This window comes from Ruegeria sp. YTSA072 (genome assembly GCF_059610285.1).
On the sequence record NZ_JBXWNI010000002.1, the window covers coordinates 261010 to 275192 of the forward strand.

Genomic DNA, 14183 nt, shown 5'->3' on the forward strand with positions numbered 1-14183 from the left:
CTCAGCCCACGAACCGCGCCGCGATATCGCCGGACATGAAACTAACCCGCCCGCCCGCCAGCGTGGCGGCGACGCGGTGAGATTTCTCCTCAAGGATCACCATGTCTGCGCGCAGACCAGGGGCAAGTGTGCCCCGGTCCTGCAGCCCTAGCACCCGTGCTGGCCCTGAAGACACCAGCGCCCACGCCCCTGCCAAATCCAGCAGGCCAGATTTGGCAAGCATCAGCGCAGCGCGCCGCGGGCTGGGATAGTGATAATCCGATGCCAAGGCATCACACAGCCCCATCGTGATCAGATCCAGTGCACTGACATTACCCTTATGCGACCCGCCTCGCACCACGTTGGGGGATCCGAGAATCACGTGATCCCCAGCAGCCCGTGCAGCCTCGGCTGCCTCTAGCGTTTCGGGAAACTCGGCAATCTGAGCACCTCGCTCCCGCCAATTGGCGCGGGTTTGGGCGGTTGCGTCGTCATGACTGCCCATACGGACACCCTGTTCGGCCAGCGCCGTACAGAGCGTGTCCAAGGCAGCGGGCACATCATCCCGGCGGGCATGCATGGACAGCAGCATCTCAAAATGTGCGTCCGGATTGCGCCCTGCCTTAAGCGCCTGCCCCGTCAAACGTGGCGGCTTGCGCCCCTCGGCCAACCGGTCATGCGGCAAGTGGTCGTTGAACACGACATAGGGCACCTGCCAATTGGTGATGCGTTCAGGCAGGTTGGGGTATTCCGCCAGCATGTGCGTTTCGAACCGTAACTGAGGCAGCAGATCGGTCACGACGCAATCTTTGACCGACGCGATAGCATCAAACACTTGGCCAGCGAATTCGGGGCCGCGTACGCCGCCCTCCCAACTCAGGAACTGGGCCAGGACCGCCGTCGTGATCCCGTTGGCGGCCAGTTCAGCTTCGACCGACAAAATACCCTCGCCCATCTGCTTCATCGCCCCGCGGCGCGGTGCGATGTGACGCTCGAACCCATCACCGTGCAGATCGATGATACCGGGCATCACAAGATATCCCGATAGATCGATTGTTCTGCCTGCGCGGTCCTCTTGCACGATCCCCTCGGCAATGGGCAGGTCTGCACGAGTCATCCCTTGGTCCGGCAACAAGACCTCTGCGCCGGTTAAAGTCAGAGAAAGTGCGGTCATTGGGAAGGTTCCGACGCGGGTTCCGAACAATCCTGCCCGATGCAGATTTCGTCGATGATTTCCATCACCCCGTCCAACCAAGTAATCTGTGGGTCAAACTGCCCAAACTCTATGAAATGCAACGCCTGCGCCATTACGCGTGGGTTGTTCATCATGAATGTGTGTGTCACCGGCAGAACGATATGGTCCGCCATCCCGTCGACCTTGGTGGTCTCTACCGAGACCTTGCCGTCATCCGAACCATCGATCATCGACGAAAACAGCGGGTTCAACGAATTCTCACCAGCGATGACACCCAGTTCGAAATCCGCTGGCGGCAGTTGCCTTGGGATACCTTCGGGGCCTGTGCCCAGCGCCAGACCAGCTGGGCCATTCAGCATCCCAAACACCTCATACGCGCTAAGTTCGTCCACCAGCTGACTTCCCTGATTGGGCGGCCCGAGCATGACCACACGGCCCAGGTTCTCCGGATGGTTTTCCTGCAACCAATAACGCAATAAGATGCCGCCCATCGAATGCGCAACCACATTGACCTTGTCGTCACCGCATTCAGTAAACGCGTCCGGCAGTGTCTGTGCAGCCAGTTCGGGAATAGGTAGGTCAGTGGACGGATATCCAGGGCGCACGACGGTATAACCATGCGTCTTGAACAGCTGTTCCATCACGGTAAAGGACGCTTCGGTCCGTGCCAGCCCATGCAGCAGGACCACGCATTTTGCCTGCACAATGGCAGGCACAAAGAACAGAAAGAGGGCAAGCAAATAACGCATAGCCGCCAGATAAGGCCTAACGTCCAGCGAATAAACCCCTACCGCGGCGTCCTGCGCAGAACGGCCAGTGCAATTCCTCCCAATACCAGACCTGCCCCCAGGATCAGGCGCAGACTGGCGGCCTCACCCAGCAGGAGGACACCGCCAACAATGGCTAAGATCGGAACGCTGAGTTGCACGACGGCCGCCGTTGTGGGCGTCAATTCCCGCAGAACCTGATACCACAGCGCATACCCCATCCCTGATGTGACCGCACCGGCCAACGCGGCAAGCAAGTATCCGTTAGCAGTCATGTGCCACGCCCCTCCTGTCGCCAATAAAGCCAGCGTTGTCACTGGCAATGCCACGACGAAATTTGCAGCAGTGCCGGATAAGGCATCCGGTTCGGACTTGCCAACCAGCGAATAGATCGCCCAGCCGATCCCGGCAGCAATCATCAGGGCTGCTCCCACCGGGTTGACCTGTATCGATCCGGATGGCCACAGCACGTAGCCCAACCCCAGCAACGCGATTGCGGCGCCCGCGATCTGCCGACCAGTGGGCAGAGTGCCTTTCACTGATGTCACAGTGAACATCGTCACCTGCACCACCCCAAACAGGATCAGCGCGCCAAGACCCGCGTCCAGTGTCAGATAGGCGACCGAGAATCCGATCATGTACAGGGACAACGACCCCGCCCCGGCAATCCTGCGTCGGTCAAACAGGGGCAAGTGGCCAGCCTTCAGAAGAACTAGCCCGGCCAGCACCACTGCACCGGCTAAAACCCGCACCACGGCAAAGGCAGCGGGATCGCTGGCGCCACTATCAATCGCCAGACGATTAAGTATCGAGTTGGACGCAAAGGCGCACATCGTCAGGCACGTGAGTAAGAACAGTTTCATGTCAACCGCATAGCCGGTTTCGGCGCGTTTTGCACACTCACATTCCCGCGGGTGGTCCGCAAAACGAAACGGGGCCGCCCGAAGGCGACCCCGTCCCTATATTTTTAGGCTTCCCCCTCGGCAGCTTGGCCTTACAGCCAAGCGCTTGTCGGGACCGTCAGAATTCGCCGAGGCAAATTCGACGTCTTACATCATGCCGCCCATGCCGCCCATGTCGGGCATGCCGCCGCCAGCAGGCGCGCCTTCTTTGGCGGGCTTGTCAGCAACCATTGCTTCGGTGGTGACCAGCAGGCCAGCAACCGATGCCGCGTCTTCCAGTGCGGTACGGACAACTTTGGCCGGGTCGATCACGCCGAACGAGAACATGTCGCCATATTCTTCGGTCTGAGCGTTGAAGCCGAATGCAGCGTCTTCGTTTTCACGAACCTTGCCAGCAACAACAGCACCGTCAACACCCGCGTTCTCGGCGATCTGGCGCAGAGGCGCTTCGATGGCTTTGCGAACGATGTTGATGCCTGCATCCTGATCAGCGTTTGCGCCTTTCAGCGACTCCAGTGCTTTACCGGCCTGAACCAGAGCAACACCGCCACCGACAACAACGCCTTCCTGAACGGCTGCACGCGTTGCGTTCAGAGCATCGTCAACACGATCTTTACGCTCTTTCACTTCAACTTCGGTCATGCCGCCGACGCGGATAACGGCAACACCGCCTGCCAGTTTGGCAACGCGTTCTTGCAGCTTCTCACGGTCGTAATCCGACGAGGTTTCTTCGATCTGAGTGCGGATCTGAGCAACACGTGCTTCGATCTCTGCTTTTTCGCCAGCACCGTCGACGATGGTGGTTTCGTCTTTGGTGATTTCGATTTTCTTGGCGGTGCCCAGCATGTCCATGGTGACGGACTCGAGCTTCATGCCCAGATCTTCGCTGATGACCTGACCACCGGTCAGGATTGCGATGTCCTGCAGCATGGCTTTGCGGCGATCGCCGAAGCCCGGTGCTTTGACAGCAGCAATTTTCAGGCCGCCGCGCAGTTTGTTGACAACCAGAGTTGCCAGCGCTTCGCCTTCAACGTCTTCTGCAATGATCAGCAGCGGCTTTTGCGACTGGATCACTTGCTCCAGCAGCGGAACCATCGGCTGCAGCGACGACAGTTTCTTTTCGTGCAGCAGGATCATGCAGTCGTCGAGGTCTGCAATCATCTTGTCAGCGTTGGTGACAAAGTAAGGCGACAGGTAGCCACGGTCGAACTGCATACCTTCGACAACATCGGTCTCGGTTTCCAGACCTTTGTTTTCTTCGACGGTGATAACGCCTTCGTTGCCAACCTTCTGCATCGCGTCTGCGATCTGCTGGCCGATTTCTGCTTCGCCGTTGGCCGAGATGGTGCCAACCTGAGCGACTTCAGCCGAGTCTTTGACTTCGCGCGAGGCGTCTTTGATGCCCTCAACAACCTTGGCAGTTGCCAGGTCGATGCCGCGTTTCAAGTCCATCGGGTTCAGGCCCGCTGCAACCTGCTTCAGACCTTCGCGAACGATTGCCTGTGCCAGAACGGTTGCGGTGGTGGTGCCGTCGCCGGCTTCGTCATTGGTGCGGCTGGCGACTTCTTTCACCATCTGCGCGCCCATGTTTTCGAACTTGTCTTCCAGTTCGATTTCTTTGGCAACCGATACACCGTCTTTGGTGATGCGCGGTGCGCCGAAGGATTTGTCCAGAACCACGTTGCGGCCTTTGGGGCCCAGGGTCACTTTGACAGCATCGGCCAGGATGTTCACACCTGACAGCATGCGGTTGCGGGCATCGGTGTCGAACTTGACGTCCTTAGCAGCCATGTTGTTTCTCCTTGAGAAAAATGTTGGAAATGAAGATCAGAGAAGCGTGGGCGCTTACTCGATGATCCCCATGATGTCGCTTTCTTTCATCATCAGCAGCTCTTCGCCGTTGACCTGAACCTCGGTGCCCGACCACTTGCCGAACAGGATCTTGTCGCCAGCTTTTACAGCCATTGCGATCAGTTCGCCGCTGTCCTTGCGCGCGCCTTCACCGGTCGAAACGACTTCGCCTTCGCTGGGCTTTTCTTTTGCGCTTTCGGGAATGATCAACCCGCCTGCGGTTTTCTCATCGCTTTCGGTACGACGAACCAGCACACGGTCATGAAGCGGTTTCAATGCCATCTTTGCAGCTCCTTGGGCTCAAAGTTTATCTATCCTCCCCCCGCCTTTCAGCGAGGCGTTAGCACTCGGAAGTAGAGAGTGATAACGACGCATAGCTAGGGGGTCGAAATGACCGAGTCAACAAGTTGCCTGAATATTTTTCGCACGCAGAGCCCCAGAACGCCCGGTTTACACCGCGCCCTAGCCAACTAAGGTGATGGCGACCACATTTGACCAAGGCAGATTCGATGCGTGGGCTCCGCAAAATCACAACTACCCTGTTGTTTTTAATTACTATTACAGTTGGCTTAGCCACATCAGCACAGGCGCAGTCCCTTACCGAAACGGTCCAGAGCTGGGAGCGCCGCCTTGATGCCCGGATCGGGCTGCTCCTTTATGATCCCAGCAACGAATGGGAAGTTTCATACCGCGCCGATGAGCTGTTTCCGATGTCCAGCACGTTCAAAACGCTCTTGTGCGGCGCCGTGCTGGCAGAGGTGGATGCAGGTACGGAAAGCCTGTCAGATCACGTCACGTACCATTCGGCGGACCTGGTAGATTACTCCCCTGTCACCAGCAAACATGTTGAGACCGGTATGACTGTCGGAGCGCTATGCGAAGCAACGGTGACGATCAGCGACAATGCTGCGGCCAATCTGCTGTTGCGCCGTCTGGATGGGCCTGCCGGACTGACCGAGATTCTTCGGACAAACGGCGACGACATCACCCGCCTTGATCGATGGGAGACGGCGCTGAACGAAGCCACTCCAGGCGATCCGCGCGACACTACAACGCCTCGGACAATACTGGCGACGCTGGACCGGTTGCTATTTGGCCAGACGCTCTCACCCGCATCCTCTGCTCAACTCAGGCAATGGATGATAGACGATCAAGTGGCCGACGGTCTTATCCGCGCGCACGTGCCTGACGGGTGGACGATCGGGGACAAGACCGGTGCCGGAGGCCACGGCAGCCGAGCGATCGTTGCCTTTTTGCAGACACCCGAGCCCCGCACCTATCTGGCCGCCATCTATCTGACCGAAAGCGATGCGCCATTTCTTGAACGCAATGCCGTCCTTTCAGATATTGGCCGCGCCATGATTTCCGAAATCGCCGCACGGCCTGACTAGTTCGCATCTTCCCAGCTATACGCCCAGTGCTTCAACCCTTCGGCCCCCGTAGCCGACAGCGCATAGACCCCTTTCTCGACTTTGTCGAACCACCCGTAGTGATTGTCCCGCATCAGGCGCGTGGCCTCGGCGACGCCGGTAGATTGGGCAACTTCCGCCCCCTTTGTCGCGCCGCATTCGGCCAGATGGGCTGCACATTTCAGCGCGTCCTGACGATAGGCCGTCACGATCCCGTGCCGGGTGGCCCCACCTGCGTTGGGGTCACCTTCAAGCCGGTCAAATTCACGCAAAAGACGAGCCGCTTTTGCTTTGTTTTTTCGCGGTGCATACGGGCCAGGGTCACATTGCACCTCGACCGCGCCGTCAGCACGTACAGTGATCAGACCGAGACCAAGTCTGCGGCACAGCGCCAAATTGTCCTTTAACGCACGCCGCGCCGTTCGCCCCTTGGGTTTGCACACGCCGACATAGACCTGGTCAGTCACCCTTAACCGCGTGATCGCCTGATGAAACAGCGCCAATGAGAACCGCAGCTTCAGCTCAACAATCACCGGCTCATCGCCATCTCGAACAGCGACGATATCGGCAGCGCCGACTTCGCCTTTGACGGTATAGCCCTGACGCTCGAACAGCGCCTTGATCGGCGGGTATAGATCCTGCTCGCGGTCCATTCTGCCATGCTATGCAAATTTGCCGCGAACGCCAGCCATCACCTGCATCTGGCTTGAATACAATGCTGCGCAAAGGCAATGTCGCGATCACACTGAAGATTCCGAGATGATCCTTATGCGCTTGTTTGCACCGCTGCTTTTCCTTTTCCTGCCCGCCGCCGTACAGGCCGCATGCGAAGGGAATGATCTGAGGCCGGGACTGAGCCCTGCGGTAAAGTCCGAACTGCAACAGGCAGTGGCCGATATCCCATTTCCCGAAGGTAACCACTGGATCGCTTCCAAGGGTGACACGATCCTGCACCTTGTTGGTACGTTGCATGCCAATGACGCACGTATGGACGCAGTGGTCGAACGGCTAACGCCGACCCTCGGCGATGCGGACGCGTTTTATTTCGAGGTCACGCGGGAAGAAATGGACGCGTTCGAAAAAGACTTGGCCAAGGACATGAGCCCGGTGATGATCACCTCGGGACCCAGCCTGATTGACCTGATGTCCGAGGAAGACTGGTCCGCCCTGTCGATCGGGCTGTCCGAACGCGGTATCCCCGGCTGGATGGCAGCCAAAATGCGGCCCTGGTTTCTGAGCATGATGCTGGGCGTCCCTCCATGTATGATGCAGGACCCCAGTGCGAACCACGGGATGGACGCCCGTCTGGACCAGTTGGCTGACGAGTTGGGTATCTCCAAACGCTCGCTAGAACAGATTGCCGATCTTATGAGTATGTTCGACAGCCACCCCATCGAAAAGCAGGTTCAGTCCCTTGTGCGGATGGCCGGTGCCATGGGCGGTAGCGAGGATCAACTGGCGACGATGGCCAACGCCTACCTGGAAGAGAAACATGTCGAAATCATCCAGCTCGCCCGTCTTCAGGGATTGGAAGACTCGGGCCTGTCGCCCGAAGTATTCGACGAGGAATGGAATGATTTCGAGCAAAAACTCCTGGTCGAGCGCAACAGCAACTGGATGCAGAAAATTCTGAACATTCAGGACCAAAACGTCGTGATCGCGGTCGGTGCCGGGCATCTTGGGGGCGACTACGGGCTGCTGAACCAATTACAACAGGCCGGGTACACCCTGACCCGCGCCCCGTTCTGACCAACCTCGATTTCAGACCAACCGTCGCAGCGTAAACACTGTCGGGTGACAACCCCGGCGGACCGCCCTATAAGGCGCGCAAAATGATCACCCTCAGGACGCTGACATGACAACGCTCGTATTTGGACATAAATCCCCCGACACCGACTCCACAGGCTCACCTATCCTGTGGTCATGGTACCTGAACGAAATCAAAGGCGAACAGGCCGAGCCAGTTCTGCTGGGCGAACCCAACACCGAAGCGGCATTCCTGCTGCAGCGCTGGGACCTGCCCAAGCCGCGCATCATCGAAGACGTGGCCGAGGGCACGCCGGTTGTCATCGTGGACACCAACAACCCGGCCGAGCTGCCAGCCAGCGTAAACAGCGCGGACATCCGGGCAATCATCGACCACCACAAGCTGGTCGGTGGCCTGGAAACCAAAGGCCCGATCGACATCACCGTACGCCCGCTGGCTTGCACCGCGACCATCATGATGGACCTGATCGGTGACGACGCCGCCAAGATGCCCGACGCCATCAAAGCCGCCGCATTGACCTGCATCCTGTCAGATACGCTGGAATTCCGCTCTCCCACCACCACCGCACATGACCGCGCAGTGGCCGAGAATCTGGCCGCTGATCTGGGTCTGGACGTCGCGACCTATGCCGCGGAAATGTTCGCAGCCAAATCGGATGTCTCGTCCTTCTCGGACGCCGAACTGATCCGCATGGACAGCAAGGAATATGAGGTCGACGGTACCAAGTTCCGCGTTTCGGTTCTGGAAACCACTGCACCCGGCGTCGTTCTGGACCGCAAGGCCAGCCTGGCGGGTTCGATGGCTGATGTAGCCAAGGAAGATGGCGTTGATCAGGTTCTGCTGTTCGTGGTCGATATCCTGAACGAAGAGGCCACTCTGCTGGTACCCAACGATCTGGTCAAAGGTGTCGCCGAAAAGAGCTTTGGCACAAGCGTGGACGGCGATGCCGTAGTCCTGCCCGGCATCATGAGCCGCAAAAAACAGATCATCCCGAACCTCAAGGTTTGACGCGGACAAACATCCCAACCGAAAGGCGCCCCACCCGGGCGCCTTTTTTCTTTGCTACTAATGTTTTGCGCGAATGGCATCCGTTGGTAGTCTGACATCAATAGCCAGACAGCGAATTGGGTCAGACGACGTTCATGAGTTCCCGCAAGTTCAGCACCACACGCGACATCCTGAGATTTGAAGGCAAGGACAAATCTGCCTATTGGCGACGGTTTGCCATGCTTCTGACCTTATCCGTGGTGATCGCCACGATGGGCATGCTGCGAGATTCCGGTGCGGTCGTCATTGCCGCAATGCTTGTTGCGCCATTGATGACCCCGATCCTTGGGGTTGCGGCGGCGATGGTGATGGGATGGCTGGGTCGCGCGTTCAAACTGGCTTTGATTGTCTGCGGTGCCGCGGTAATCAGCGTCTTGCTGGCGTGGCTTCTTGTCTATGTCGCAGACGTCCCGCGCGGCATTCTGATCCCCGATCAGGTTCTCGCCAGAACGGATCCGGGCACCGAGGATCTGATCGTTGCCCTCGCCGCCGGAGTGGCCGCAGCTTACGTTCAAATCAACCGGTCCGAGGCCAGCCTGCTTCCCGGTGCAGCCATCGGCGTGTCCTTGGTGCCACCTCTGTCTGCATCGGGTGTTTTGCTGTATTTCGACGAGCCCGCCGAGGCCTATGAAGCCGGCCTGCTGTTTGCCACCAACCTTGGAGCAATCATTCTGTCGGCCTGCGCGGTTTACATCGTATATGCGGCGCGCGCGGTGGTGTTTAGCAAGGGTCGGCGCAAGCTGAACTTCACCGCAAGCGTGGTGGTGACACTGGCATTCCTGGCCTTCGTTGTCCTTCAACTGGGAAAGTCGACCTACAACCGTTACCTCGAAACCCGGACCGAGGCGCAGTTGGCGCAAACGATCCGGGACTGGGCCGATCCGGTGTCGGTCGAGATCATCCGCGTGGACGTGAATGCCAAACGTAAACACGCCGATATTTGGCTGATCGTGGACCTTCCGATTGAAGCGGCTTACAAAGTATCCTCGATCGCCGGTTTGCTGCCCGAGGCCCTGCGTGACACGCCTTTGGTCGACGTACTTCAGAAAGAACTGGGGCCGGGTTTTCTGGTCGTAGTGCGTTTCCAGAACAGGATCGGCGCACAGATCATATTGGGCACCGAAAACGTCCAACAAGCACCCGATGTCGAAGAAATCGTCGAATGACGCGATCAGACACACCGTGTTCGACCAGCAATTGATATTGCGGGATGGCCAAGAGGTGAAAGCTTTGCCATAGCTGTCACAACTCAGAATTTCAGGTCCCGAGGCTCCCATGACCCAGATCATCCACACGCTTTCCGAGATTTCAGGCCGCTACAAGTCACTGTTCGTTGACCTGTGGGGATGCGTTCACAACGGCATCACTGCCTATCCCGATGCGGTCGCGGCTTTGCAAAACTACCGGGCGCAAGGCGGGATCGTTGTGCTGGTCACCAACTCACCCAAACCGCGTGCTGGCGTGGCTGAGCAGCTTGGGCAGTTCAATGTCCCCGCAGATGCCTATGACACCATTGCCACCAGCGGGGACTCGGCCCGGTCCGCTATGTTCCGTGGGGCGGTTGGTGAAAAAGTCTATTTCATGGGGGAATGGGAACGCGACGCGGGTTTCTTTGAGCCGCTGAAAATACTACACCATCCGATCCACATCGAACGTGTCCCGCTGGATGAGGCCGAAGGGATCGTCTGCTGCGGGCCGTTCGACCCAATGGCGGATCCGGCGGTCAATCGCGCCGATTTCCTCTATGCCAAGCAGAAAGGCATGAAGCTGCTCTGCGCCAACCCCGACATCGTTGTTGACCGGGGCGAGATACGCGAATGGTGCGCTGGCGCGCTGGCAAAGCTGTATACCGAAATGGGCGGTGAAAGCCTGTACTTCGGAAAACCCCACCCGCCGATTTATGATTTGGCGCGGCGCAGGCTGCAGGAATTGGGTCACGATACACCCGATGGCGACATTCTGGTGATCGGAGACGGACCGCATACAGACATTCTGGGCGGTATGGGCGAAGGGATTGATTCTCTGTTTATCTCGGGCGGCCTGGCCGCCGCAGAAACAAAAACTGATCATCACCCACACCATGAATCTCTAAGTGATTATATTGCAAAGGAAAACATCAATCCGACCTACACAATCGGCCGGTTGAGATAGTCAGAAAAGACTTGATTTTCTGCAGTTGCGAAGTAATAAAGTTGCCAAATGGGGGCAGCTAGCGTTGTTTTGTTGCCCAGTGAACTCGAGTGAGGGCGACATGTTGGATAATCTTCCACGCGGCACGATCTGTATTGAAGACATCGAAATGGGCATGACCCGCCACCTGCGCAAAGTGGTGTCGGACGAAGATATCGAGATGTTCGCGCAGGTTTCAACGGATAGGAATCCGGTACATCTGGACGATGACTATGCCCGCGACACGATTTTTGAAGGGCGCATCGCCCACGGGATGCTGACCGCGGGTCTGATCTCTGCCGTGATTGGTGAACAACTGCCGGGCCACGGCACAGTGTACATGGGTCAATCGCTGAAGTTTCTGGCACCCGTGCGCCCTGGCGACATGGTCTATGCAGAGGTCAAGGTGATCGACATTGATTTTGCCAAGCGCCGCGTGAAGCTGGATTGTCACTGTGCGGTCGATGGCAAGAAGGTGTTGGTGGGCGAAGCGATGGTTCTGGCCCCGTCGCGCAAATTCGACTGAAGCCTCGATACATCTATCCTTTTGAAAGGCGCTGGAAACGGTGCCCTTTTTTGTTGCGCGGCATTTGTACCAATCAGGTGCTTGAACCCAGTCTCCAGTCCCGCTAGGCAAGCTTCATGCAGATCATCCGGGATTTCCAGTTTGTCGAGCCAGAAGACCGCGGTGCCAGTGTGGCAATCGGGAACTTCGATGGCGTGCATGTTGGTCATCAGTCGGTGATCGAACTGGCACAACGCGTGGCCCCGGATGCTCCGCTTGGTGTTCTGACGTTCGAGCCCCACCCTCGCGAGTATTTTGCACCCGATGCACCGCCTTTTCGTCTGATGCGCGGAAACGCACGTGCGCACCGGTTGGAGAAACTGGGTGTGCAAAAGCTGTACGAATTGCCGTTCAATGCAGCGCTTGCTGGTCTGACGCCTGAAGAATTTGCCCGCAATGTCATCTGCGAGGGGCTTGGTCTGTCGCACGTGGTGGTCGGCGCGGATTTCTGTTTTGGAAAAGGTCGAAGCGGCACCGCCGAAGACATTGTCCGGTTCGGGCAAGAGATGGGGTTCGGTGTCACCATTGCACCGTTGATGGAACGATCTGATGACGTCGTATCCTCAACCGGGATCCGCACAGCACTGTCCGAAGGCCGCCCCCGCGACGCCGCGACGATGCTGGGTCATTGGCACCGGGTCGAGGGTGAGGTGATCGGTGGTGAACAACGCGGGCGCGAGCTTGGGTTCCCTACTGCCAATATGTCCATTGAAGGGCTGCACCCACCAAAATTCGGTGTCTATGCGGTGCTGGTCGACGTGCTCGATGGCCCCCATCAAGGCAGCTATCTCGGAGCATCTTCGGTTGGGGTGCGACCCATGTTCAACGGAGAAGTCGCGAATATAGAGACTTTCCTGTTCGATTTCTCAGGCGATCTGTACGGTTCGACCCTGTCCGTCGGGTTGGTCGATTACCTGCGCCCCGAGATGACCTTTGACGGGCTGGACGCCTTGATTGCGCAGATGGATGCCGATTGCGACAAGGCGCGCACCCTGCTGGCCGCGCTATGACCGCCGACCCGATTGATCGCAAAGGTCTTACCCCCCGGTTCTGGGAACGCAAACCGCTGACCAAGATGAACCAGCGCGAATGGGAAGCCTTGTGCGACGGCTGCGGCAAATGCTGCCTGAACAAGCTTGAGGATGAGGACACCGGCGAGGTCGCCCTCACCTGCGTCGCCTGCCGTCTGCTGGACGATGAGACCTGCCGCTGCACACAATACGACATCCGCCACCAATTCGTCCCGGAATGCATCGTGATGAAGCCCAACAACATCGACGATCACGCCTATTGGCTGCCCCAAACCTGCGCCTATCGGCTGCTGTGGGAAGGGAAACAACTTTACGAATGGCATCCCCTGATATCAGGTACACCGGACAGCGTGCACGCAGCTGGCATGTCAGTTCAGGGGCGCACGGTATCCGAATTCGAAACCCCCTTGGAAGAGTGGGAAGACTATATCATTGAGGAACCCAGCTGATGTATTTCGCCTCTGACAATTCCGGTCCGGTTCACCCGCTGGTTATGGCCGCATTGAACGAAGCCAATCAGGGCTATCAAATGGCCTATGGCGCGGACACCCTGATGAACGAAGTGCGCGATCGTATTCGCGGAATCTTCGAAGCGCCTGGCGCGGCGGTCTATCTGGTGGCTACAGGAACAGCCGCGAATTCGCTGGCTCTGGCGACACTCTCAAACCCATGGGAAACCGTGTTCTGTTCACCCGTCGCGCATATCCACGAGGATGAATGCAACGCGCCCGAGTTCTATAGCGGCGCAAAGCTGACACTGGTGCCGGGCGGCGACAAGATGGAGCCCGCAGCGCTGCGTCGCTCGATTTTGGCCGAAGAAACACGTGGCGTGCACGGCCCCCAGCGTGGGCCCGTGTCGATCACTCAGGTGACAGAGCGTGGCTCGGTTTACTCACTGGCCGAGTTGCAGGCGCTGTGCAGTATCGCCAAGGGATACGACCTGCCAGTTCATCTGGATGGTGCCCGGTTCACCAACGCGTTGGTCGCGCTCAATTGCTCGCCTGCTGAGATGACGTGGAAATCGGGCGTCGATGCGGTCAGCTTTGGCGGCACCAAGAACGGGTTGATGGGTGTCGAAGCAGTAGTTTTCTTTGACGAATCCAAGGCCTGGGAATTCGAACTGCGGCGCAAGCGTGGTGCGCATCTGTTCTCCAAGCATCGTTACTTGTCCGCCCAGATGGCCGCATATCTGAACGATGATCTGTGGCTGCAGATGGCGCGACAAGCCAACGCCAACTGCGCGCATCTGGCCGACGGTCTACGCGGCAAAGGCGCAACTTTTCTACATGAGCCGCAAGCCAATATGATCTTTGCGCAGTTTTCGCGCGCGCGTCACAAGCAGTTGCACAAAGCGGGTGCGGTCTATCATCTGTGGGGCGCAGAGCTGGACGGTGCGGATGACGACGAGATCTTGGCCTGTCGACTGGTCTGCGACTGGTCGATCAACTCGGACGAAATCGACCGGTTCATCGGCTTGTTGTGATTTCGGGGATTAGGGGC

15 protein-coding genes are annotated in these 14183 nt (G+C 58.1%); 9 read left to right on the top strand and 6 right to left on the bottom strand.

What is annotated here, in order from left to right; all coding sequences use genetic code 11:
• Position 1: 1 nt before the first annotated feature.
• The 5 genes from AC2FIB_RS05520 to AC2FIB_RS05540 all read right to left on the bottom strand — a co-directional run bounded on the left by AC2FIB_RS05520 (position 2) and on the right by AC2FIB_RS05540 (position 4976).
• Positions 2-1153 carry an alpha-D-ribose 1-methylphosphonate 5-triphosphate diphosphatase gene (locus AC2FIB_RS05520; RefSeq protein ID WP_496733885.1) on the bottom strand — a complete coding sequence of 384 codons (1152 nt, stop codon included), beginning with the start codon at positions 1151-1153 and terminating at the stop codon, positions 2-4.
• Entirely contained in the window at positions 1150-1923 is a 774-nt protein-coding gene (locus AC2FIB_RS05525; protein WP_496733884.1) for an alpha/beta fold hydrolase, read from the bottom strand. The genes AC2FIB_RS05520 and AC2FIB_RS05525 overlap by 4 nt, the downstream gene beginning before the upstream one ends.
• Positions 1924-1961: 38 nt before the next feature.
• A complete protein-coding gene (locus tag AC2FIB_RS05530; RefSeq protein WP_496733882.1) occupies positions 1962-2804 on the bottom strand; it encodes a DMT family transporter in 843 nt (280 codons plus the stop codon).
• 186 nt (positions 2805-2990) lie between these two features.
• A complete protein-coding gene (groL, locus tag AC2FIB_RS05535) occupies positions 2991-4634 on the bottom strand; it encodes a chaperonin GroEL (protein ID WP_496733881.1) in 1644 nt (547 codons plus the stop codon).
• 54 nt (positions 4635-4688) lie between these two features.
• On the bottom strand, positions 4689-4976 hold the full coding sequence (locus tag AC2FIB_RS05540) for a co-chaperone GroES (protein WP_058275523.1): 288 nt from the start codon (positions 4974-4976) through the stop codon (positions 4689-4691).
• Positions 4977-5203: 227 nt separating this feature from the next.
• Here AC2FIB_RS05540 and bla point away from each other — a divergent pair, with 227 nt between their 5' ends.
• Positions 5204-6085 (top strand): class A beta-lactamase, encoded by an 882-nt coding sequence (gene bla / locus AC2FIB_RS05545; RefSeq protein WP_496841840.1) that lies wholly within the window; start codon positions 5204-5206, stop codon positions 6083-6085.
• Here the strand turns inward: bla and AC2FIB_RS05550 are convergent.
• Complete coding sequence (locus AC2FIB_RS05550; protein WP_496733878.1) at positions 6082-6756, bottom strand: DUF2161 domain-containing phosphodiesterase; 675 nt, start codon at positions 6754-6756, stop codon at positions 6082-6084. The two genes, bla and AC2FIB_RS05550, sit on opposite strands and share 4 nt — an antisense overlap.
• Before the next feature lie 106 nt (positions 6757-6862).
• Here AC2FIB_RS05550 and AC2FIB_RS05555 point away from each other — a divergent pair, with 106 nt between their 5' ends.
• The 8 genes from AC2FIB_RS05555 (at position 6863) to AC2FIB_RS05590 (ending at position 14166) form a co-directional block, all read left to right on the top strand.
• Complete coding sequence (locus tag AC2FIB_RS05555) at positions 6863-7852, top strand: TraB/GumN family protein (RefSeq protein WP_496733877.1); 990 nt, start codon at positions 6863-6865, stop codon at positions 7850-7852.
• 106 nt (positions 7853-7958) lie between these two features.
• Positions 7959-8879 (top strand): manganese-dependent inorganic pyrophosphatase, encoded by a 921-nt coding sequence (locus AC2FIB_RS05560; RefSeq protein WP_496733875.1) that lies wholly within the window; start codon positions 7959-7961, stop codon positions 8877-8879.
• A gap of 134 nt (positions 8880-9013) precedes the next feature.
• Positions 9014-10084: a DUF389 domain-containing protein gene (locus AC2FIB_RS05565; RefSeq protein WP_496723984.1), complete on the top strand. Its 1071-nt coding sequence runs from the start codon at positions 9014-9016 to the stop codon at positions 10082-10084.
• Positions 10085-10193: 109 nt separating this feature from the next.
• Positions 10194-11069: a TIGR01459 family HAD-type hydrolase gene (locus AC2FIB_RS05570; protein ID WP_496733874.1), complete on the top strand. Its 876-nt coding sequence runs from the start codon at positions 10194-10196 to the stop codon at positions 11067-11069.
• A 100-nt stretch (positions 11070-11169) separates the two neighbouring features.
• A complete protein-coding gene (locus AC2FIB_RS05575) occupies positions 11170-11613 on the top strand; it encodes a MaoC family dehydratase (protein ID WP_170559015.1) in 444 nt (147 codons plus the stop codon).
• Between the two features lie 116 nt (positions 11614-11729).
• Positions 11730-12662, top strand: coding sequence for a bifunctional riboflavin kinase/FAD synthetase (locus tag AC2FIB_RS05580; protein WP_496733873.1), 933 nt, complete (start codon positions 11730-11732; stop codon positions 12660-12662).
• Positions 12659-13132 (top strand): YcgN family cysteine cluster protein, encoded by a 474-nt coding sequence (locus AC2FIB_RS05585; RefSeq protein WP_496733872.1) that lies wholly within the window; start codon positions 12659-12661, stop codon positions 13130-13132. Before AC2FIB_RS05580 ends, AC2FIB_RS05585 begins: the two co-directional genes overlap by 4 nt.
• On the top strand, positions 13132-14166 hold the full coding sequence (locus AC2FIB_RS05590) for a threonine aldolase family protein (protein ID WP_496733871.1): 1035 nt from the start codon (positions 13132-13134) through the stop codon (positions 14164-14166). The genes AC2FIB_RS05585 and AC2FIB_RS05590 overlap by 1 nt, the downstream gene beginning before the upstream one ends.
• Positions 14167-14183 lie beyond the last annotated feature (17 nt).